Origin of the sequence: Microbispora sp. NPDC088329, from assembly GCF_040685655.1 — a bacterium.
Lineage (GTDB): Bacteria > Actinomycetota > Actinomycetes > Streptosporangiales > Streptosporangiaceae > Microbispora.
In genome coordinates this window covers 144,972-166,705 of record NZ_JBFBIP010000013.1, presented here as the reverse complement: position 1 = coordinate 166,705, position 21,734 = coordinate 144,972, and the positions used below count along the sequence as shown (strand labels likewise).

At 71.1% G+C, this 21,734-nt stretch carries 13 protein-coding genes; 3 read left to right on the top strand and 10 right to left on the bottom strand.

Features of this window, described 5'->3' with window-relative positions; all coding sequences use genetic code 11:
• Window positions 1–8: 8 nt before the first annotated feature.
• From AB0O28_RS24020 to AB0O28_RS23990, 7 genes are all read right to left on the bottom strand, one after another.
• Window positions 9–9,449 (bottom strand): calcium-binding protein, encoded by a 9,441-nt coding sequence (locus AB0O28_RS24020; RefSeq protein WP_363643684.1) that lies wholly within the window; start codon window positions 9,447–9,449, stop codon window positions 9–11.
• Window positions 9,450–9,749: 300 nt separating this feature from the next.
• Window positions 9,750–10,076 (bottom strand): hypothetical protein, encoded by a 327-nt coding sequence (locus AB0O28_RS24015; protein ID WP_363643682.1) that lies wholly within the window; start codon window positions 10,074–10,076, stop codon window positions 9,750–9,752.
• Window positions 10,077–10,311: 235 nt separating this feature from the next.
• Window positions 10,312–11,229, bottom strand: coding sequence for a TIGR03619 family F420-dependent LLM class oxidoreductase (locus tag AB0O28_RS24010; RefSeq protein WP_363643680.1), 918 nt, complete (start codon window positions 11,227–11,229; stop codon window positions 10,312–10,314).
• A 243-nt stretch (window positions 11,230–11,472) separates the two neighbouring features.
• Complete coding sequence (locus AB0O28_RS24005) at window positions 11,473–11,907, bottom strand: Lsr2 family protein (protein ID WP_363643678.1); 435 nt, start codon at window positions 11,905–11,907, stop codon at window positions 11,473–11,475.
• A 28-nt stretch (window positions 11,908–11,935) separates the two neighbouring features.
• On the bottom strand, window positions 11,936–12,478 hold the full coding sequence (locus tag AB0O28_RS24000; protein WP_363643676.1) for a hypothetical protein: 543 nt from the start codon (window positions 12,476–12,478) through the stop codon (window positions 11,936–11,938).
• A 74-nt stretch (window positions 12,479–12,552) separates the two neighbouring features.
• A complete protein-coding gene (locus AB0O28_RS23995; RefSeq protein ID WP_363643674.1) occupies window positions 12,553–14,571 on the bottom strand; it encodes a hypothetical protein in 2,019 nt (672 codons plus the stop codon).
• Window positions 14,572–14,659: 88 nt separating this feature from the next.
• Window positions 14,660–15,148, bottom strand: a complete 489-nt coding sequence (locus AB0O28_RS23990) for a nucleoside deaminase (protein ID WP_363643672.1) — start codon at window positions 15,146–15,148, stop codon at window positions 14,660–14,662.
• 43 nt (window positions 15,149–15,191) lie between these two features.
• Between AB0O28_RS23990 and AB0O28_RS23985 the strand changes: the two genes are divergently transcribed.
• The 3 genes from AB0O28_RS23985 (at window position 15,192) to AB0O28_RS23975 (ending at window position 19,215) form a co-directional block, all read left to right on the top strand.
• The gene (locus tag AB0O28_RS23985) at window positions 15,192–15,947 is read left to right on the top strand and encodes a DNA-formamidopyrimidine glycosylase family protein (protein WP_363643671.1); all 756 of its coding nucleotides are present in this window, start codon (window positions 15,192–15,194) and stop codon (window positions 15,945–15,947) included.
• 38 nt (window positions 15,948–15,985) lie between these two features.
• Window positions 15,986–17,053 (top strand): spore photoproduct lyase family protein, encoded by a 1,068-nt coding sequence (locus AB0O28_RS23980; protein WP_363643669.1) that lies wholly within the window; start codon window positions 15,986–15,988, stop codon window positions 17,051–17,053.
• Between the two features lie 323 nt (window positions 17,054–17,376).
• Complete coding sequence (locus tag AB0O28_RS23975) at window positions 17,377–19,215, top strand: BTAD domain-containing putative transcriptional regulator (protein ID WP_363643667.1); 1,839 nt, start codon at window positions 17,377–17,379, stop codon at window positions 19,213–19,215.
• A 5-nt stretch (window positions 19,216–19,220) separates the two neighbouring features.
• Here the strand turns inward: AB0O28_RS23975 and AB0O28_RS23970 are convergent, their stop codons facing one another.
• From AB0O28_RS23970 to AB0O28_RS23960, 3 genes are all read right to left on the bottom strand, one after another.
• Window positions 19,221–21,086, bottom strand: coding sequence for a TOMM precursor leader peptide-binding protein (locus AB0O28_RS23970; protein WP_363643665.1), 1,866 nt, complete (start codon window positions 21,084–21,086; stop codon window positions 19,221–19,223).
• A 272-nt stretch (window positions 21,087–21,358) separates the two neighbouring features.
• Complete coding sequence (locus AB0O28_RS23965; protein ID WP_363643663.1) at window positions 21,359–21,532, bottom strand: thiazolylpeptide-type bacteriocin; 174 nt, start codon at window positions 21,530–21,532, stop codon at window positions 21,359–21,361.
• 23 nt (window positions 21,533–21,555) lie between these two features.
• Complete coding sequence (locus AB0O28_RS23960; RefSeq protein WP_363643661.1) at window positions 21,556–21,723, bottom strand: thiazolylpeptide-type bacteriocin; 168 nt, start codon at window positions 21,721–21,723, stop codon at window positions 21,556–21,558.
• Between the last annotated feature and the right edge of the window lie 11 nt (window positions 21,724–21,734).

Genomic DNA, 21,734 nt, shown 5'->3' with positions numbered 1-21,734 from the left:
TCTCCTGATCAGCCCGCGCAGGCGACGGGCGAGTCGAAGTGTCCGGGTGAGGTGGGGTAGGGCGAGCCGCTGTCGCCGGTGGGGATCGCCAGCTCGCGCTGGGCCGAGGGGTCGTTCAGCGCGCGGCCCGCGCCGGCGCCCCAGGCCACCTTGGCCAGGAAGTCGAGCATCGCGGGCGAGTGCTGGCGGACGATGTTGTGCCCGCCGTTCGCCGGACCACAGTGGGTGTACAGGTTGAACGAGCCGTTCCAGTCGATCATCTTGTCGCCCGGGTTTGGCCCGTTGGCGGTGCGGTCGCCCTGCAGCACGTCGCGGTCCGCGCCGCCGTACTGCCAGTCGACGCCCTGGTGGTGCTGGTCGTCGGCGGCGGACGCGTTGTCCTTGTCCGTCATCCGGAACCACAGGCACGGGTCGACGACGGTGGTGAGCGTGCCCTCGGGCATGCGGCCGGGGGCGCAGTCGCCGGGGTAGGAACCACGGGGGTTGTAGTCGAGCAGGTCCGCTCCGGCGCCGCCGAAGACGTGGTCGACGAAGCGGTCACCGGTGCCCCGGGCGGCCGGGTCGAACGCGCCGCCGCTGAGGCAGTCGGCGGTCGCCGCGTCCAGGACGGGGTCGCAGCCCTTGCCGCCCCAGATGACGTCCGCGCCGTCGTCGCCGAAGACCTCGTCGCCGCCGCTGTCGCCGTTGATCAGGTCGTCGCCCGCGCCGCCGTGCATGCTGTCGCGGCCCGGTCCGCCGCGCATGCGGTCGTCGCCGCCCTTGACGAAGCCGTCGTGCGCCATCGCCGAGGTGACCCAGGTGTCGCCGTCCGCGTCGTGCAGCAGGTCGGTACGGCGGTCGTAGGAGCCGGCCGGGAAGCCCCGGTAGGTCTCCTTCGGCGGGGCGTTGAGGCTGACGGTGAAGCCGAGCCGCTGGGCGTCGCCCGCGTCGATGCGCTCGTTCACCACGCCACCCCGGTCGCCCAGCATGGCGTCCTCGCCCGCGCCGCCGTCCATCTCGTCGTCGCCGAGCTCGCCGAACATGTCGTCGTCGCCCGCGCCGCCGTACAGACGGTCGTCGCCGTCCTGTCCCCACAGCCCGTCGTCGCCCGCGTCGCCGTACAGGCGATCGGCGCCGAATGAGCCCTCAGGTTCGCACGTCGGCTGGGCCTGCGTGCAGAACCGGGTGGAGTCGCCGGGCAGGGCCGGGTCATGCGTACGGCTGCGCGTCGCGTCCGCGGGCGCCTGGCCCGCCGGGTAGCGCTCGGTGTAGACGCGCTCGGCGTTCCCGGTCAGCGTGCGGACGAGCGAGCCGTTGTCGCCGAGCAGCACGTCGGCCGCGCCGCCGCCCTCGATGGCGTCGCCCTTGTCGGCCGCGCCCGGCTTCGCCGAGCCGCCGATCAGGTCGTCCTGGCCGGGAGTGGCGTCGTCGCCCTCCAGTTCGGCGGGCGCACTGGCGACGCCCTTCCAGCCGGGGTCGGCGAGCGGCTTGCTCTCGGTCTGGGTGGACTCGGCCGACAGCGGGAGGTCGCCGCGGATCTGGTCCGCGCCGCCGCCGCCCTCGGCGTAGTCGCCCTGGCCGCCGCCGGAGATGTAGTCGTCGCCGTCCTGTCCCCACAGCACGTCGACGCCCGAACCACCGGAGACGCGGTCGTCGCCCGAGCCTGCGCCGAGGAGCGTGACCGCCCGCGGGGTCATCGGTGCACCGGCCGAACCGAGGCGGACCGTGGCCCGCGTGGGCGTGCCCGCCAGTGTCACCACCGCGTTGTCGCCCGTGACGACGTCGTCGCCGGGGCCGCCGAACAACGCGTCGGCGGCGTCGTCCGCCGCGACGTGAGAGCCGCCCACGATGTCGTCGTCGCCCTGGTCGCCCTCGACCCAGTCGACGCCCGCGCCGCCCTCGGCGTAGTCGTTCCCCTCCTGGCCGCGGAGCCGGTCGGCGCCGCCCTGGCCGAAGATCGCGTCGTTGCCCGTGCCGCCGTCGGCGACGTCCGCGCCGGAGCCGCCCGCGAGCGGCTCCACCCGGTGGGTGTGCGCCTGGCCGGGCCGTACGGCGACGGAGGTGGCCGTGCCGGACGTGCTGAGCACGGCGTTGTCACCGGCGATCACGTCCGGTCCGTCCCCGCCGAGCAGGGTGTCGCCCGCGTCGGGGTGCGGCCCGGAGCCGCCGCCGACGAGCTCGTCCTCCCCGGCCTCGCCGAAGACCCGGTCGGCGCCGTTGCCGCCCTCCAGGTGGTCGTCGCCGGTGTCGCCGTGCACCTCGTCGGCCCCGATGCCGCCGAAGGCGGTGTCTTCGCCGTCGCCGCCGTGGATCACGTCGGGCCCGCCGGCCTCCTCCGGCGTCCCGTCCAGGTCGAAGGAGCCGCCGGCATCTCCGTTGTCACCCACGAGGCGGTCGGCCCCGGCGTCGCCGTAGAGCGTGTCGCCCGCGTCGTCGCCGCCCGCCGTACGGCTGCCGCCGACGAGCAGGTCGTCGCCGTCGCCGCCGAACGCGGTGTCCTCGCCGGCCTCGCCGACGACCACGTCGTCCTGGGCCCCGCCGTACAGGGTGTCGTCGCCCGGCCCGCCGGTCACCTCGTCGGCTCCGTCGTCGCCGTAGGCGATGTCGTCGCCGGAACCGCCGCTGACGTCGTCGTCGCCCGCGCCGCCGTACAGGACGTCGTCGCCCTTCTCGCCGCAGACGCGGTCCTTGCCGCCGCCCGCCTCGACCCGGTCGGCTTTCCCGCCGGCCGAGACGGTCTCCGTGCCGGCGCCGCCGAGGACGAGGTCACGGCCGTCGCCGTCCGCGCCGGGCCCTGTGTCGGCCTCGGCGCAGGGCTCGTCGCGCTGCCTGTCGCCGAAGATCGTGGCGCCGCCGTCGCCGCCCACGACGTGGTCGTCGCCGTCGCCGCCGACCAGCAGCTTGACCGAGGGCTCCACCCCCGCGGGCAGCGGCAGGTGCCGCACCCGCCTGGCCGGACCGTAGTCGTCGCGGCCCTCGGCCTCGCTCACGTCGGACGGCTCGGCGATCACCCAGTCGTCGCCGGGGCCGCCGAAGATCTCGTCCTTGCCGTGGCCGCCCGCGAGGACGTCCTCACCGCCGCCGCCGAGGATCCGTGCGGTCTCTCCCGGGCGGGAGTGCCCGGCGACCAGGTCGACGGCCTGACCGCCGTACACCCTGTCGGCGCCCGCGCCGGTGTCGACGTAGTTCGGCCCCGAGTCGGCCGGGCCCGGCGCGTCCGGCCCGAACTCCTCCCGCGGACCGGTGTGGATCTCGTCGGCGGCCGATCCCCCGGTGAGGGTGTCGGCGCCGGGCCCGCCGACCAGCAGACTCGGCTGGGCGCGGTAGCGGGGCGACGGGTCGGTCGCGGCGAGGGGACTGTCGGAGGCGACGCCGATGGTGTCGTTCCCCCCGTTGCCGTACAGCCGGTTCTCGCCGAGCCCGGCGGTGATCCGGTCGTCGCCGTCGTCCGGCCCGTCGGCCGGCGCTCCGGGCAGACCGTCGGCCGTCCAGTCGGCCACCTCGGCCGTGCCGACCTTCCGGGTGGCGGGGGTGAGGTGGCCGTCTCCGGCCACCCAGCCGCCCGCGCCGCCGATCGTCAGGTAGTCGTCGCCGGGGCCGCCGGCCACGATCGGCGCCGGTCCGCCCTGCTCGTGGTAGGAGTCGGTGCTGGTGATCTGGTCGTCGCCCTTGCCGCCGTCGATCACGTTCCGGCCGGCGCCGGCGAGGATCATGTCGTCGCCGTCGCCGCCGAAGGCGACGATCTTCCGGTCGAACGGGTACGGCGCGCCCGAGTCGTCGGCGTATCCCTGGAAGACGAGCGTGAGGCCGCCCTTGGCGCCGCGGCCGTCGGCCAGCACCCGGTCGAGGCCGGCAGTGTGGTGCTCCTCGCGGACGCCGAGGGCGTTGACCACGAATCCCTCGTCGCCGGGGAGCTGGGTGACCGTCCACCGCTCGGCGTCGTCGCCCGGCTTGGCCGTGCTGCCGCCTCTGGCCGCGCGCATCGGGCCGATGTGCAGCACCAGCGCGTCGCCGCTGACCGTTGCGAGCTTGGGCGGGGCCTCGTCGCACTTCGGCTTGGCCGAGAAGTCGAGCAGCGTGGCCTCGACGATCGTCCAGTCGAACCGCTTCTTGAAGATCGAGAGGCCGATCTCCACCCAGGCCTTGAGATAGACCTTGAGCTTGCCCTCCATGGTGAACAGGCACAGCGGGTTGCGCAGCAGGACGCCCGCGAACTCGAAGAACCTGAACTTGCCGTCGTTGGTCGGGTCGGCCCAGAGCATCGAGATCCCCAGGGCGATGCCCCCGCTCACGCCCGCCTTGACGAGCAGCAGATCGACTCCGGCTCCCGCCTCCAGCGTTCCGTACAGGCTGATCGCCGGCAGGGGGCGGCCCCGCTCGTCGGTGGTCTTCAGGTAGAGGCTGTCGAGGATCTGCAGGTCGGCCTTGCCCTGCTCGATGGCCTTACGGATGCCGTAGGTGTCGAAGCCCGCCCTGATCCGCGCCTCCACCCCGGCGGTGCCGGAGATGACGACCATGATGGGCGGCGGCGCGTAGACCGGGCCGAACGACTGGCTGTAGGTGAAGCCCAGCCGCAGCGGACCGGAGTCGAAGGCGACCAGCTCGACGTCCTTGCCCATGAGCAGGCTGAAGACCGACCGCCCGGCGTTCTCCAGCACCGGGAAGCTGAAGCCGGCCTTGGCCGACTGCTGCATCGGGCCCTGCGCGTCCGCCGCGGCCTTCGCGGCGGTGGCGGCCTTGCCCTTGTCACAGGTCCTGGCGCCCTGATCGAGCGCCGCGAACAGGTCGTCCGTCTTGGGCGCCACGTCCGCGATCAGCGAGTCCGCCACGTCCGGCGAGTTCTCCGTGGTGAGCGCCCTGTCGCCGGCCACGGTGAAGCTGCCGATGGGGATGTGCAGCTCGCCCCGGCAGTCGGGCAGCGAGGTCACCAGCTTGGTGATCTCGATCATCCGCTCGATGAACTGGGTCGTGCTGTTGCCGCCCAGGGTGTTGAACTTCTTGGCGATCGTCATCAGGTTCACGTCGCCGCCGCCCGCGGCCCTGCTCAGGTCCGACAGCACCGGGATGGGCGCGTACAGCTGGTCGACGACCGGCCGCACCGGGTCGGTGACCCGCTTGACCTGCGTCACCACCGGTCCGAGGACCGTACGGAAGAAGTCGCCGGCCTCCAGGTTCACGTCGGTGAAGGCGATGGACAGGTTGGCGGGGTCGGGAGAGCCGCCCTTGGTGAGATCCCAGGCCAGGTGGAAGTCGCCGAACAGCCCCGGCAGCATCGGCGATCCGGGCGTCACGGTGAAACGCCAGTCGACGGCCGCGTTGGCGTGCAGCGACGTCTCCACCAGGTCGGAGGCGTCGGCGAGCTGGGAGAGCCCGATCTTGCCGACCGGCTTGAGCCCGACGGTGAAAGTGCCCGCGAACAGGTCGGGAGACTGCGGCGAGCGGTTCTTCACGGTGACGTCGAGGATGGACAGCTTGGCGTTGATCTCGTCGGGCAGCGACACGTTCACGCCCACGGTGGCCTGCGGCCGCTTGCCGGGTGTCGCGTCGATGTAGAAGCCGTTGACGCGGTCGAGGCCCACGGTCACGTCCACGTGCCAGCCGAGCTCGGCCCGCACGCCCTTGCCTGGGCCCTGACGCAGCGCGAGACCGGGAACGCCGATGTCCAGCTGCCGTTCCAGGGCCGCGCAGCCCTCCACGCAGCCCTGCTGCGGGTCGACCACGCCCTTGCCGATGCTCATCGTGAACTTCACGCCGGTCAGCTCGGTGCCCTTGGCGGCGTCACAGGCGGTGGGGTCCGCTGGCTCCGGCGCCTGCACACAGGTGATCACCGGTTGCACGCCGGGCCCGACCTTGGGGGCCAGCTCGGCGTTGTACCACTCGCGCAGGTCCTTGCCGGTGGGCACCCGGCCGCCGTTCGGCAGCGTGGCGATCGCCGCCTTGATCTCCTGACGCTTGACGCCGACGAAGTCCGCGCCCTGCTGGAGGTCGTCGCCGACCAGGGGCAGCCTGCCGCCGTAGGAGACCGTGCGCATGCCGGCTTCCAGGGCGGTGAGGTAGCGGTCGATGCCGTCGCCGAGGTTGGTCCAGTCGAGCTCCAGCCCCGCGGGCAGGGTGGAGAAGTCGAACTCGGGCACCTCGAGCCGGTCGATGTCGCCCGGCAGCTTCGCGGTCAGGTCGAACATGTCCGCCAGCGGAGCGGCCCTGGGCAGACGCAGCACGAGCGCGTGCCTGCCGTCCGCGGTGATCGGGCTGCCGTTCACGTAGGCGGGCAGCACCGCGCACAGCGCGAGGTCGGTCTCGTCGCGCCGCGGGTCGCGGTCGCAGGTGACCGGATCGGTCGTCTCGTTGAGCGCCAGGTCGAGCCCGGCGAAGAAGTCGGCCGGCGCCACGGCGTCCTGCGCCTCGCCGTCGTACCGGAGACTCACGCCGTACGCGAGCCTGGCCTGCATCGGGTCGCCGTCCGCCTTGCCGACGGAGACCGGCAGCGGGCCGATGTTCGCCTTGATCGCGCCGTCGAGCCGGGCGTCCGCCTCCAGGTCGAGGCCGGAGTCGGTGTCGACGAGCAGGTCGCGGGCGAGGTCGAAGTCGCGCTTGAGCGCCACCCGCAGCCCCAGCCGGATCTGCCCGCCGACCGAGGCGTCGAGCGTGCCCGAGCCGGAGGCGGCGACCAGGCTGCTGTCGCCGAAGGAGAAGCGCAGCGGCTCCCGCAGCGCCGCCTTCTTGTCGTACGCGAGCGACAGGTGCAGCGCGCCGTCCTCGTAACCGATGCGGGCCTGGCCGCCCAGCGCCTTGTTCAGCTCGGCCACCAGCGCCTGCACGGTGTCCGGCGGGGCCGCGGTCAGCCGGTCGATCGCGTCCCTGAGCGGCGAGCGCAGCGCGTACGCCGTGCCCGGCTCGGGACGGGTCTGGCCGAACGTGGCGGTGAACGCCATGGTGTGCTCGCCGCAGACGGCCCCGACGGTCATGACGCGTGTGCCGATCACGACGCCGCGTCCGATGTGCGCCTGGGTGAACGTCCGCGAGGGGTCGGTGACGAAGCCGTTCTCGCTTCCACAGGCGCCGTCGCCGTACACGACGCCGGGGCCCGAACCCGTCTCGTCGGCGGCGACGAGGTCGGACAGCGAGCGGCCGAGGAGCGGCAGCTTCGTCGTCATCGCCGTGCCGACCGGTCCGTTGGGCTTGACGTGATCGAGATAGGTGGCCAGCGCGCCCAGCGACTTGACCAGCGCGCCGAACAGCGCCTGCGGGTTGCCGGGGTCGAAGGCGAAGTCCTTGACCTTGCCGATCTGGTCGAAGCCGCGGAAGGTCACGGTGCCGGGCGTGCGGACGTCCGGCATCTGCACATCGCCGGTGACCTTGCCGCCGAAGAAGTCGGCCAGTCCGGGGACGCCGAGGGTCAGCCTGGCCGTGGCGGTGGCGTCCACCTGGGAGGTGAGGATGCCGGCCGGGTCGCTCGCCAGACGTTCGAACAGCCGCGTCAGCGGCACGTCCCCGGCGTCCTTGAGCGCGACCTTCACCACGTCGCCGCCGGACCTGCTGCTCATGGACAGGTCGCCGGTGAGCCGTACGCCCAGGTAGCCGACGACGGCGTCCACGTTGACCGAGGTGAGGACCGACGCGCGCACGCCGAACAGATCCCGGCCGGTACGCAGCATGATCCGGTCGGCGGGCCGGGGCAGCTCGGTGACCACGGTCGCGCTGCCGTCGGGGTTGATGTGCTTGTAGGGGCACGCCTTCTGCTGCCCGTCCGGCCGATTCGCGCACTCCTGCCCGGTGGCCGGGTCGCTCAGGTCGAGCACGACCGTGGCGGCGGCGTGGTAGCCGCGCATCACCCCGGCGACCGCGGTGGTCGCGTTGGCCTGGGCGAGGCCCGCGCGGGCCTTGAAGGTGTCGCCGAAGGTGACCTGGCCGATCATCGGGTCGGCGGCGGCGACGCGGTAGGCCGCCCCGGCCGCCGGCACGCCTCCGCGCCAGCCGTCACCGGTCAGCGTGACGACGTCGGCGGTGTTGTCCGCCACCATGCCGGTCGACGTGCCCGCGGTGATCGTACGGCCGGCGAACTCGCCGGGCGTCCACTTCTGGCCGGCGTGCCTGAGCGTCGTGGCCGTGTAGGTGACGCCGGCGCCCACACCGCTGGTGGCCTGTCCGGCCGGGTTGAGCGGCTCGGGCGCGGCGTTGACGGGACGGTCGACGACGAGCGTGAAGGCGATCTTCTTGGTGGCGTCGTCGTAGCCCGCGTCGGCGACCTTGATGATCGCGCCGCCGGGCAGGTTCCGCGCCCTGCCGAGCGCGGCGAACATGTCCTGGATCGAGGTGAAGGTGGGCTGACCGGTGTTCCGGTCGACGCTGTCGGCGACGAACTTGTCGATGGCCTCGGAGATGCGCACCGCGTCGGCCAGGGAACCCCGCATGAACGGCAGGTCCACGTCGCCCTGGCCGCCCTGATCTCCCTGGTCGCCCCAGCGGGCCCGCTGCACGGCGGTGATCGCCTCGGACAGATGCGTCAGCCCGTCGAGCAGGTCCTTCGGCGTGAGCGTCTGGAAACGGTTCAGCCGGGCCAGATCCGGCTGGCTCACGCTCACCTGCGGCCCGCCGGTGGCGAGATCGGGCCAGTTCACGTCGACGGTCGCGGTGGCGCCCTCGACCTGGGCCCCGGCGAACGGCTGCGCGGTGACCGCGAGCCTGGCGGTCGCCGAGCCCTTCCTGGAGAAGGTGAACAGCCCGGCCGCCGCGCCGTCCGCGCCCAGCTCACGCAGGTCGAGCCTGCCGTCGCCGTCCGGGTCTGAGGCGGTGGAGGTGAACGCGGCGGTGAAGGACAGCGACGAGCTCGGGGACAGGTCGACGCCGAGGATGCCGAAGGCGGCCGTGGGCGCGGCCCCCGCCGCCAGCCGGCCGTCGGCCTGCACGGTCACCACGGCGTCCTTGCCCAGCCAGGCCGTCTTGGTGGCGGGGTCGTAGGCGAAGGGGAGCTTCGCGCTCAGCTTCAGTGTGACGTCCACGCCCCCGGAGGTCGCCAGTGAGACCCTGGGCTCGGTGCTGCTGACGGAGACCGGCCTGCCGGCGACCGTCCTGGCCACCTCCAGGGTCAGGTCGAGGCGTCTGACCCCGCCCTGCGTGCTCGCCTTCGCCAGCAACCGTCCGGTACGCGGACCGGAGAGCGGATACTCGTCCTCCAGGCCGGACAGGCCGGTCAGATTCTTGAGCTGGTCGTACACCGCGACGTCGAACAGGTCGCCGAGACCCAGGCCGTCCTCCCCGCCGGGGACCAGGCCGACGAGAGGCAACTGCTCGCCCATCGGGCCGAGCGCGGCCATGCCGTCGCCGACGGCGGCGAAGCGCTGCACCACGGACAGCAGCGCGGTGGTCTCCTCATCCCGCTGCTCGGCCGCCGACGCGGTCTGCGGCAGGGCGATGAGCACCCCCCAGAGCGTCCCCAGAACGCACAGCACGCTGATTAATCGCCGCCACACCACAAGAACCCCCAGAACCGGCCGATCACATACCGACGACCTGTTCTAGTGAGGGCGACTTGTGATCCGGTTGGAGCCGGCTTCAGCGCGCCGCTCGAGCCCGCCCGGCCCGGGCACGGCGCCCCTCCGCGTACGGCGGTGGACGCGGAGGGGCACATCGAGGTGTGCGGCCGCCGCTCCGGCTCCCCGCCGGAGAATGCGAAAAGTCCGGGCTCCGGCGGTTGAACCGCCGGAGCCCATGCCCTGCTCTGGGGAATGAACGCCGTTTTGTTCATTCCCCAGGACGTCAGGCCGGCCTTTTTAGAAATCGCAGCCGAACAACGCGGGGAGTACATCGGAGCAGTGGCCGGCGACGCAGACGTCCCAGAGGATGTCGTCGAGATCCGAGCAGGTGTTCCGGGAGCATCCGTTCTGGGAGCATCCGTTCCGGAAGCCGTCGTTCCGGAGGCTGGTGTTTTCGAAGGTGTTGTTGAACCCGTTGTCGAACTCATTGGTACCCGGGTTGGTACAACCCCAGCACGTTGGAGCGGTTGACGCGCTCGCCGCCGCGGCGCCCCCGGCGAGGGCGCCACCGCCGAGCGCGGCGGAAAGTGCGAGTCCGGCGATGACCTTCTTGAGCTTGGGCATTTTATATCCCCCTCTAAAGGCACAACTGCCTAATATGTGCGTCATTCCCAAATAGACAGGAATGGCGCTTAATGACCGCTAAGTGGCCATTGCCCCGCGATGTCATATTTTCCAGGCCAGACGAGCGGCAAACGGTGATCAAGGGTGTTTAACGCGTTATTAGCGAATGGGGGGCAGCAGCCGAACACTTATGCCGCTTTCATCCCTCAATGTCCGATTTCCCTGAGTCGCGACCTCAGCCCGCGCGCATCATGGTGACGAGCCCGTGCGCGACGTCGAGGAACTGGTCACGCGACGAGCTCGTCGTCTGCAGGTCGACGAACGCCTCGTGTGCCCCGGCCTCGGCGAGGGTCAGCAGGTAGTCGGCGACCTGGCGTACGGTTCCCGCGTGCGGCACCTGGTCGGCGGGCACCGGTGCGTCCGTGATCTCCGGGTTGACACGCACCACCATGCGCAGCGCGGACGGGTCCCGGCCCGCGCCGGACGCGGCCCGCAGCGCCATGTCCCACAGGCCGGTCAGGTACGGCATGGGCATGGCCGCGCTCAGCCAGCCGTCGGCCCGCCGGCCGACCCTCTCCAGCGCCCCCGGCGTGTAACCGGCCAGCAGGACCGGAGGACGTGGACGCTGACAGGGCTTGAGGTCGATGTGCGACGGCGGCACCGTCCAGAGCGCGCCCTTGTGCTCGACCACCTCACTCGTCCAGACGGCCTCCATCAGGTCGAGCGTCTCTTCGAGCCGGTCTCCCCTGCCCCGCCAGGGCACACCGGTCGCGGTGTACTCGTCGCGCAGCCAGCCGAGGCCGATGCCGACGTCCAGCCGTCCGTTGCTGAGCAGGTCGAGCGAGGTCAGCGTACGGGCGAGCAGGACGGGCGGCTGCCACAGCGCGTTGAGCGTGCTGGTTCCCAGCCGGATCTCGCGCGTGCTGACCGCGGCCAGCGTCAGCGCGGTGAGCGGGTCGAAGAACGTCCCGAAGGCCGGGGGCACCGTCCCGTCCCCTCCCGGGTACGGGTCGCTGGGCGCCAGCGGCAGCAGGATGCGGTCGCCCGCCCACAGGCTGTCGTAGCCCATCTCCTCGAGATCCGCGCTCGCCCGCCGCATGAAATCCGGGTCGGCGAACGCGCCGTACTGGGGAACCGTGTATCCGAGCCGCATGAGTGTCTCCTCGCACTTCGCCGTGGTGGAATCGCCCTGATCGGGCGTCGGCGGAGAGGCTAGAAAGACCCACTTGCGGAAAACTTGGACCTTCCGCCGCCCGTACGGAGGCGAGACCGTGCTGTCGCGGACGTACCCGCGCCGCGGCGGCAGCACCGGGCGGTGACCGGGTGACAAAGCGAACGCCCGGCCGGGACGCCTGTTACGACGTCCGGCCGGGCGTGACCGCTTGCCGGCGTCCGGTCAGACGCCGGCCCCCACTTCGGCGGGCGCCTCCACCGGCTCCGCGCCGGACTTGCCGGTGACGTCCTCGGAGGCGTCCTCGGGGGCGGCATCGGGGTGCGCCGCGATGAACTGCTCGATGACCTCGTCGGCCATCTTCCCGCGCGGGGGCACGTCCAGCCCCTGCTCGCGGGCCCATTCGCGGACGTCGGTCAGGGTGTAGCCGCGCAGGCGCGGGGAGGTGTCGGCGGCCTTCTTGGACCGCGTCGCCTGCTTCACCTCACGGGCGTTCTCCAGCACTTGCTCGATGAACGCGAGAGCCTCGCTCAGCCGCTGCTGGTTCGCGTCGGACAGGTCGATGGCGAAGGTCCGGTTCAGCAGCGGGAACTCCCGTCTCGCCACATCCTCGCCCTCGGAGTGGTCGAGGTCGTCAACCAGAATCACCTTCTGCGCCACGTGCAGCCCTTCCAGGGTGGATCTCCGTCTAACTGGACCGTGGCATCCTACTCGCGCCCGGTCCACCGGCCCGCCTTCCCGGCCACCTCGACCCGAGCACGAGGGCCACGGCGGCGACGGCGTACGCGACCGCCCCGATCAGGAAGGGCACGAAGGTCACCGGACCTTCGTAGGTGAAGTCGGGCTGACTGCCCGCACTGATCTCCGCCGGCGTGATCAGCGCAGGCGGGAGCATGTCCACGGCCACCACCAGATCGACGGCCGCCATGACGCCGAGCGCGACCGCCACGACCGGTCCCGCCCACCGCCGCGGTCCGATGGGGAGGGCCGCGACCAGGACCAGCAGCGGCAGCCAGCCCGCGACCATGAGATCCGGGGCCCAGAACCAGAACCGCCGGGCGGCCAAGCCGTCGACCATGGCCACCACCGAGAAAACCGGCAGATAGGTGGGAAGGCCGTTCCACGTCAGGTTCACCAACCCCGCCGGCACGAGCGACGCGCACACCGCCAGGACCAGCCACGGCCATGCTCGGCGCGCTTTCACCTGACGCGGCGGACGGTGCTCGGACACCACCGAAGTATCCCAGAACTTCGGCACCTCATCAGCGGGCGCGCATGCGGGAGTCAAGGACACGTCGCGACGCCTCAGCGTTTGCGCTTCCTTCCGCCGGTACGGCCCCGGGCGCCGGGTCGCGGGCCGGGCACGAGCCTGAACGGGTGGGCGGGCGCGCGCATGCGGTCGAGCACCAGCCTGCGCAGCTCCTCCATGCTCTCCCCGGCGGGGTGGCCGGAGCCGGCCATCGCCTCGACGAGGGCGAGCGCGTTCGGCCCCGCCATGGCGCGCAGCTGCTCCAGCACCTTCTCCGGCCCCGCGATCTCCAACAGGCCGAGCACGCCCTCCGTCGTCACCCGCAGATGCTCCTCGGCCCCGAGGTCGTCCGCGCCCGGCTCACCGCGCTCGGAGAGCTCCAGCAGGACGAGGGGGCCCAGCACCGGATCCGTACGCAGGCCGGGCAGCATCGACCGCAGGCCCGGATGAATTTCGGTCAGAAGGGAGAGCATCGCGGCCGCCCGGGTGCGGAAGGAACAGGCGCGCACCGCGTCCAGCAGCGGCCCCACGTCGCCTCCGTGCGCCGCGAGCCAGCCGTCCAGCTCCCGTGCGGCGGCGCCCGGCGGGTAGTGCTGCATGAGCACCCCCAGCAGCTCGGCGGCCGGAGCGTCCGCCAGCTCGCCGATCAGCGGGGCGTCCCTGCCCGCGGCCAGCATCCGCTCCCGCATCGCCCTCGCGCCGAGCGGCGTCAGCCGTACGAGGAGGCCCGGCTCGGCGAGACGCCGCAGCAGCCGGGCCCGCGCCTCGCCCGGCAGCGGAAGCCCGTCATCGCCGGTGGGGTCGTCGTCGGACAGCTCGTCGCCGGGAAGATCGCCCGTGAGGTCGCTGGAGTACAGCCCGTCGGCCACGCCGTGGCTCAGCTCCACGGCGCCGAGCTCGGCCAGCACCTCCAGCGCCCGCGTCAGGTCCTGCCCGATCCGATCGCGCCATATCTCCTCCGGCACGCGACCGGACGGAACGTAGTCCTGGCAGACCAGCCAGACCGTCTCCTCCAGCCGGGCCACGGGCATCGGGCTTGCCATGCCGTAGACGCTGTTGAGCACGTCGGGCATCAGCTCGTCGAACGCCGGCCACAGCATCGACGGCGGCGACATGTCGGGGCCCAGCTCGAAGTACGCCTCGAATGCCCGCGACCACAGCGTCGCCGGATCGCGCAGGAGCGGCGCGGCCTTGGCGACGCGGAGCAGGCGGCCCTTGGCCGTGCGGACGAGCCGGGCGCGCTTCGCCCAGGCGAGCATGAGGCCGACACCGGGCAGCTCGGCCGCGCTGCGCCACTCGAGGTCCTCCTCACCCGTGCCGAGCAGTCCGGCCAGCTCGCGGGCATCGGCGACGCGAAGGTTGCCGGCCTCGGTGAGCGTCCTGCCCTCGCCGCCCACCCAGTCGGCCAGGGCCGTCAGCCGTCGTACGACCTCGCTGCGCGCCGCCGCCTCGGCGAGCTCGCGTGCGGGCGGCAGCGCCAGCGGAGGTTGCGGGAAGGCCCGTTGCTCGTCGAGGTGCGGGCGGGCGAGCCTGGCTTCGACCACGCTGTCGAGGGCCTCGGCGTCGTAGGGCACCTGGCCCGCCTCGACGTCGCGGGGGAGCCGCTCCAGCGCCTTGTGGTCGGTCAGGTCGATGCCGTTGTCGAGCGCCGTCTGCGCCCAGAACTTCGCGAGGCCCATGCGCGCGGGATCGTCGAGCGCCGCCGGATAGTCCGCGACAGCGTCCTGCACCGCCCGCTCCAGCTCGGCCGGGGCGCCGCCCCGGGGGTCGCGCAGCCCCTTCGCGGCGAGGTACCGCAGCAGGGTCAGCAGGCTCTCCGGGGCGGTGTCCAGCTCGTGCCGGGGAGCGGTGACGTAGCGCGGGATCCACTCCAGCAGGAACCTGCGCACCTGCGCCTCGTCCCAGTAGGCCGGCCGGCCGTCGACGCTGCGGTGGCGGGAGTCGAGGGCCGCCCCCAGCACCAGCGGGTCGGCGGCCATGCCGCGCTCCCCCGCCCAGACGAGGCAGCGGCGGACCAGCAGGTCCTTGGCCGCCTCGAACTCCTCGTCCTCGTGCGGCTCGAACCAGGTGCGCATCAGACCCCCTCATCCGTGACCATGCAGCGGAGGGTAGCCGTACCCGCAGGCGCGGCACCGGGGAACGGCCCCAATCGAAGGAGCAGGATCAGGAGCCCGTGTGCAGGCGGCGGTGCAGGGCGCGGACCTCGTCGGCCAGTGCGGGCACGGGCCCCGCCACCCGCACCCCGGGCGCGACCTCGCCGACCGGGAGCGTACGCACCGGCGGAGGCGGCACATCCCACTCGGCCAGCCATCGCGCGAGCTGCGCCGACGACGCGACGTAGACGATCCGCCCCAGCCCCACCCATGCGTGCGCCGCCGCGCACATCGGGCAGTGCTCGCCGGAGGTGTAGACCGTGGCCTCCGCGCGTTCCTCCGGCGTCATGTTCCCCGCGGCCCAGCGCGCCAGCTCGAACTCGGGGTGGCGCGTATGGTCGCCGCCCGCGACCCGGTTGCGGTCTTCGGCCAGCACCTTCCCGTCGCCGGAGACCAGGACCGAGCCGAACGGCTCGTCGTCCGCCTCCAGCGCTTCGGCCGCCAGCTCCACACAGCGGCGCAGATGCCGCATCTCCTCAGGTGTCGGCTCGTAACTCATGATCGACACGGTAGCCCGTAAACGGCGCGGGTAGGGCGAGGGCATGCCGGAAGGGCATCTGGTCCATCACTACGCGGACGAGCAGCACGAGGCGCTAGCCGGGCGCGTGATCAGCGCCACCAGCCCGCAGGGCAGGTTCGACGCGCGGCCGTACGACCACAGGGTCGTCGAGGGTGTGGAGGCACTCGGCAAGCACCTGCTTTACCGGGTGGAAGGCGCTCCGCCCATTCACGTGCACCTCGGCATGCAGGGCCTGTTCCTGCGGTACGACGACCCGGCGGCCCGGCCGCGCAAGGGCACCCGGCTGCGGCTGGCGACCGGCGACGTGGCGTTCGACCTGATCGCGCCCGCGCGATGCGAGCCGATGGACGAGCGGGCGCTGGCGGCGCTGCGGGCCGCGACCGGACCCGACCCGCTGCGTGGTGACAACGACAGAACCGAGGCGGTACGACGCCTGCTCGCCGCCCGCACCGCGGTCGGCGCGGCGGTGCTCGACCAGGGCGTGTGGTCCGGAATCGGCAACGCCTGGCGGGCGGAGCTGCTCTTTCTGACCGGGCTCGACCCCAGCGCCCGTGACATCGGCGCCGAGGCCGCCGGGCGGCTCTGGGACACCGCCGTGCGGTATCTCGCGCTGGGCCGGGACGCCGGGCAGGTGGTCAGCGATCCGGACGCCCCGGATGAGCGCTGGGTCTACAAACGTGAGCGCTGCCGCCGCTGCGGTGCCGCCGTACGGACCTGGACGCTCGCCTCGAGGACGGCCTACGCGTGCCCGGCCGACCAGCATTTGAAGGCCGCCTGACCTGGGAAGTTGCACCGTTACCAGGTTGTTATATTCAGGTGAACGAAGGCCAGAGACTGCTGGACATCCGCCGTATCTACGTCGAGCCCGCCGCGGCCGAGCTGCCGCGCGGCAAGGAGATCCTGGAGCACTACCCCGAGGCCGAGCGGATCGATATCGAGGCCCACCACCGCATCCCCGAGCTGTACGGGGACGAGGCCAACGTGGCCCGCTGGGTCAGGATCAAGACCGAGGCGCTGGTCCTCGGCGTCAAGAAGTCGCTCACCGCGCGGCCGAACGGCCGGTCGAGCGACTTCATCGCCCCATCGACCGCCAACGGCTGCGCGATGGCCTGCGCGTACTGCTATGTGCCGCGCCGCAAGGGCTACAGCAACCCGATCACGGTGTTCGCCAACATCGACAAGATCACGGGCTACCTCGCCAGGCACGCCGGACGACAGGGCGACAAGCCCGAGCCGAACCAGGTGGACCCGCACGCCTGGGTCTACGACATCGGCGAGAACTCCGACTGCTCGGTGGACGCGACCATCTCCGGCAACGTGCGCGACCTCGTCGATCTCTTCCGCGACCTGCCGAACGCCAAGGCGAGCTTCGCCACCAAGTACGTCAACCGCGACCTGCTCGGCTGGGACCCGCAGGGCCGTACGCGCGTCCGGTTCAGCCTGATGCCGGCCGCCGACTCCAAGCTGCTCGACATCCGCACCTCTCCCGTCGCCGACCGGATCGCGGCCATCGACGACTTCGTCGAGGCGGGGTACGAGGTGCACGTCAACTTCAGCCCCGTGGTCGTCCGCGACGGCTGGCTGGAGGACTGGGCGGAGCTGCTCGGACAGCTCGACGACGCGCTGAGCCCTGCTGCCCGCGCGCAGCTCGCCGCCGAGGTCATCTTCCTCACGCACAACGACCGGCTGCACGAGGTCAACCTCGGCTGGCATCCCAAGGCCGAGGAGGTGCTGTGGCGTCCCGACCTCCAGCAGCCGAAGCGCTCGCAGACGGGCGGCTGGAACGTCCGCTACAAGACGGGCCACAAGGGGCGCTACGTCACCGCGCTCACCGACCTGATCGCCGAGAAGATCCCGTACTGCCGGGTCCGCTACGCCTTCTGACCACAGCCCGGCAGCGCGAGAGCGCGTACGGCGAGCTCCACCCATCGCACCCGGGCGGGCTTCGAAGGTCCCAGCGCCGGGCGCCCGCGTCCACCAATCTCATGGTCGCATTCAGGGCGCGGTGTACTTAGTACGAACCAGCATCGGCATACCTATTTCTACAGAAAGCACGCAACGCACAAACTGCATTCTTAACAAGATGTCATGCTAAGTTTGGACAAAATCCGATTCATGAGCCGTTGACCCTGTTGCCGGAGGAGATCTACCTTCGCCGTACGTAGGCGAACTCACCCCTCGCCGCGTCCATATATCCAGGGGGATCGATGGCGATTGAGTTCAGGGTGCTCGGTCCGGCGGAAATAGTCATTTCCGGAAAGAGCGTCGTACTTCCGTCCAACAAGCCCAGCATCGTACTCGCGACCCTGCTTCTTCACCCGAATGAAATCGTCGCCGTGGATCGTCTGTATGACACCATCTGGGGCGAAAGGCCGCCGGCCAGCGCGCGAGCGACCCTCCAGACATACGTCATGCGATTGCGCCAGCTCCTCGTGAAGTTCGACGACAAGTGCGCGATCTCAACCTCTCCGGGCGGTTACTCGATCACCGCGACGGCGGCGAACCTGGACCTGCTGAAGTTTCGTGAGCTACGCGACCGCGCAAGGGACTTCCGCGGCGAACCGGAGGAAGAATCCCTCTATCTCGGGCAAGCGCTCTCGCTGTGGCGCGGCACGCCCCTCGCCAACATCCCGTCCGACACCCTTGTTCGCGACGGGATCCCACAGTTGGCAGAGGAACGCCTGGAGGCCGCCGAACGGCGGTTCGAACTCGAACTCGCGCTGGGTAGACACCGGACCATCATCGGCGAGCTACGCGCGTACACGGCAGCGCACCGCGAGCGGGAGCAATTCTGGGAGCAGCTCATCGACGCGCTCTACCGTTCGGCGAGACAGGCCGAGGCGTTGGAGGAGTACGCCAAGGTCAAGCAGTACTTACACGACGAGCTGGGAGTGGACCCCTGCCGCAGGCTCCAGGAACTCGAGGTCAAAATCCTGCGCGGCGAACAGCAGCCCGAGGCTCCTCCGGCAGAGCCCGTCAGAACGGTCGCGGCTCCCCCGGCGGTCACACCGATCGCTGACCCGGGTCCCCGGCTGTACCAGCTCCCTCCGGAAGTGGCCGACTTCGTGGGCCGCGAACAGCTCGTTCACGATCTTCTGGCCGACGTGCGGCACGATCTGAGCACAGGACGGCCATCGCTGACGCTCATCCACGGCGCCGCGGGCATCGGGAAGAGCGCCCTCACTGTGCGGGTGGCCCATCGCTTACGCAACCTGTTCTCCGATGGCCAGTGGTACGTGCAGCTGAGCGGCGCCGACAGCAGACCGCGGAGCCCTCTCGACATTCTGGAAGAGCTCCTTGTCACGGCAGGAGTGGACCCTCACGCGGTCCCCTGTGGACTGGCCGCCCGCGCCGCGGCGTTCCGGTCCGCCATCGCCGATCGCAAGATCCTATTTCTGTTCGACGACGCCGCCGACGCCCAGCAGGTGTGGCCGCTGCTGCCCGGCACGCCCGGCAGCACCGTTCTGCTGACCAGCAGGATGCGGATGACCGAGCTCACCGCCCTGCTGAGTTCGCGCTCCCATCTGCTGCCGCCGCTCGACCCGGCCCAGTCATTGGAGCTGCTACGGCTCTTCCTCGGCCGGGGCGCGGTACGGATGGAGCACTCGTCGGCCGTCGAACTGGCCGAACTGTGCGGACATCTGCCGCTCGCCCTGCGCATCGCCGCCGCCCAGATAAGCGGGCTGCCCGGCCAGCGAATCTCCCACCATCTCAACTGGCTGCGGGCCGACGTACCCCGGCGCATGTCGATCGGGCATCACCCGCGGCTCTCGCTCTTCCATCTCTTCGACGTCTCCCTGGCCCGGCTCAGCGAGGCCGCGAGAGCGTTGTTCCTGCGCCTCGGGCACCTGCCCGCCGGGTCGGAGTTCACCTTGAGAGATCTCGCCGCCGGACTGGACGCCAGTGGCGACGAAATCGAGTTGCTGCTCGGCGAACTGCGTGACGCGAGCATGGTGCTCTATCTCGCTCCCGGACGCTACGCCCTCCACAGCCTGGTTCACACCTACGCGGCGTTCCGCTGCGTGGAGGGCGCAGTGGCCGTCTGAACTCGTCAGGGGAACGGATGCGGCACCCGGTGGAGATCCGCGTCGGTCAGGTCGCCGGAACGCAGGCCGGCGCGGCGGGGGGCATGGCGGAGGCGGGGCAGGTGCAGGGCCCGCTGCTTGCTCCAGCCGAAGTCGATCGGAATGAGTCCGGGCACGATCACCGACACCGTCGACAGACCCAGCAGCCGCTGCTCCGGGCTCGTCTGATCCACCACAATCACATCGAGTCCGGCAGCGATCAGGACATCGCGGCAGAACCGCAGGTCGTCCGTGAGGTTCAGGCCGTTCGGCCGTTCGGCCGTCCAGTCGGCGTACAGGTCGGCCACGGACCGCTTGGGGCGCTCGCCTAGCAGGAAATCCGCCGTGCCGGCCATCGCAGGATGGCCGAACAGCGTCGCGTGGTCGGCCAGTTCGCGTACGCGCGAGTAGTCGCGGACCATCTCCTCGACGGCATCGCGGCGCTGCGCCACCCGCTGCGGCAGTGACGGAATGTACGACGCCACCTCGCACAGTGCGGCGCGCACGGCGTCCTCCGGCTCCAGGCCCGCGCCCGCCGCGAAACACAGCGTCCCCATGTCTCCGTCCCGGCGGACCGCTACGGCGGTGACGACGGGGATTCGCAGGTCGATGCGATTGTCGAAGAGGCGGACATCGTAGCCGTTGAGGCGTATCCGGTCGCACATGAACCGTATCGCCCGATCCGTGCACGTGGCCGGGTCTATCTCCGGCAGTTCGAGCCTGCCGTACCAGCCGATCAGGAAGGCATCACGCTCCACGAGTTCGAGGATGCCGTGCAACGTCGCCTCCTCGATCGACCCGCCGCCCGCACAGCCGTTGGAGCACTCGTGCACGAAGTTGTCGGCTCCCCCGTGGCGGCCCATGTAGTACGCGATCCGCTCGGGAACGAGCACCGGCCGTTCGTCGCGCAGCGAGTAACCCCATACCCAGGGAATCGGCGTCCCTGGGTCGAAGGGGCGCAGCAGCGGCTCGGAGCGGTAGACCTCATCCGAGTACACTCCGCACTCCCGGGGATCGAGCGCATCCTCGCGGATCTCGTCCAGAGCGGCGACCAGCGGCTCACCCGTCCGGCGGCGGCGACCGCCCGCATAGCGCTCCAGCCCTTCGAAGACACCGAGCACGCCGCTGTCGTCGAAGGAGTCGGCATGACCGCCCCAGTACACGTCGAACAGACGGCCCGACACCCGCAGGCGCATCATCCCGTTCACCGGGGCCGTGGTCGGGCAATCGACCTCGGGTGTCGCCGCCATGCCCAGCATGCCGCAGACGGGATTGGCGAAGGCTTTGAGGTCGAGCCCGTAATCACGGGCGTGCTTCACCCGGTAACGGCCGGGGGCCGGTTTGCGCCGGCTCCTCAGCGTGATTACCGCCGACTCCGCACTGTCGGCGACCGAACCACCGCAGACCCGGCAATCCGGATCTGCCAGCAATGGAAACGACCGCACCCGCAGGGACCGCAGGTCCAGTTCGTGAACGCGGCCCGGCACGGGCGCGACGTCCAGAACCCAGCGGCATATCAGGCGGGCGGCCTCCAGAGTGGACTGGGTCAGGTAGGGCGAGGGTGCCAGGCGATTGACCCGCCGGCCTTCCTCCAGTGCCTCTCGCTCCGGGGCCGTCCGGATCTTCTGCCAGCGCAGCGCGAGGCAGCCGCCGCAGGGGCCGCTGCCGTACGGGCCGAAGATGATCGACTCGGGGGTCAGCCACACGGGGTAACCCGGGAGATCGTGGTCCTCCTCCAGGGCGTCCCGCAGGCCGAGCGTGCGCACGCTGACCCCACTTTCCTCGGCAAGGTGGGACGCGAGCAGCCAGTAATCATCCGGCACTGCAGGGGAATCGATGTCGAGAGCGCTCATGGCCGTCACCTCTCATGGAACAGGCGGGCCGGCGGCACGCACCGGCCCGCCGGAAATGGGAGCCTTACCCGCAGCTGATGCAACTGGTGCAGCTGGTCGTGCTGCTGCTGGTGCTCGTGCTGCTCGTGCTCGTCCCGCAGCTCGTGCTCCCGCCCATCAGCTCCTCGTGGTTCTCGACGTGATCGGAGATCTCGAACGTCTCCGCCTCCAGGAGTTCCAGCTCGGCCCGAAGGGTGGAGAGCCCGCCGTTCATGGAAGTCACCATCGGCCGATCACCCGCAGCTTGCGCAGCTGGTGCAGCTGGTCGTGCTGCTGCAGGTGCTGGTGCTGCTGGTGCTGCTGCACCCGGCCAGTTCCTCGACGACCTCCTCATAGTCCGTGATCTCGAACGTCTCGGCCTCGAGCATCTCGAGCTCGGCCCGGAGAACGGAACCGACGTCGCTCATCATCTTCTCCCTACGCGGTCGGCTCAGCCGCAGCAGCTTGTGCTGCTGGTACTGGTGCAGCTGCTCGTGCAGCTGGTGGTACTGGTGGCGGCGAAGTCGTCGGCCACGTCGGTGTAGTCCTGGACTTCGAAGGTCTCGGCCTCCAGCAGCTCCAGTTCCTCGCGAAGCGCCTGATTCGGGTAGCCGTTCATGTGATCCCTTC

Bases quoted from the DNA above. Each gene is read 5' to 3' on its own strand.
- AB0O28_RS24010 (WP_363643680.1), bottom strand. From the start codon at position 11,229: ATGCGGCTCGGATACACGGTTCCCCAGTACGGCGCGTTCGCCGACCCG.
- AB0O28_RS23995 (WP_363643674.1), bottom strand. From the start codon at position 14,571: ATGCGCACCTGGTTCGAGCCGCACGAGGACGAGGAGTTCGAGGCGGCC.
- AB0O28_RS23975 (WP_363643667.1), top strand. From the start codon at position 17,377: ATGGCGATTGAGTTCAGGGTGCTCGGTCCGGCGGAAATAGTCATTTCC.
- AB0O28_RS23990 (WP_363643672.1), bottom strand. From the start codon at position 15,148: ATGAGTTACGAGCCGACACCTGAGGAGATGCGGCATCTGCGCCGCTGT.
- AB0O28_RS23970 (WP_363643665.1), bottom strand. From the start codon at position 21,086: ATGAGCGCTCTCGACATCGATTCCCCTGCAGTGCCGGATGATTACTGG.
- AB0O28_RS23965 (WP_363643663.1), bottom strand. From the start codon at position 21,532: ATGAGCGACGTCGGTTCCGTTCTCCGGGCCGAGCTCGAGATGCTCGAG.
- AB0O28_RS23960 (WP_363643661.1), bottom strand. From the start codon at position 21,723: ATGAACGGCTACCCGAATCAGGCGCTTCGCGAGGAACTGGAGCTGCTG.
- AB0O28_RS23985 (WP_363643671.1), top strand. From the start codon at position 15,192: ATGCCGGAAGGGCATCTGGTCCATCACTACGCGGACGAGCAGCACGAG.
- AB0O28_RS24015 (WP_363643682.1), bottom strand. From the start codon at position 10,076: ATGCCCAAGCTCAAGAAGGTCATCGCCGGACTCGCACTTTCCGCCGCG.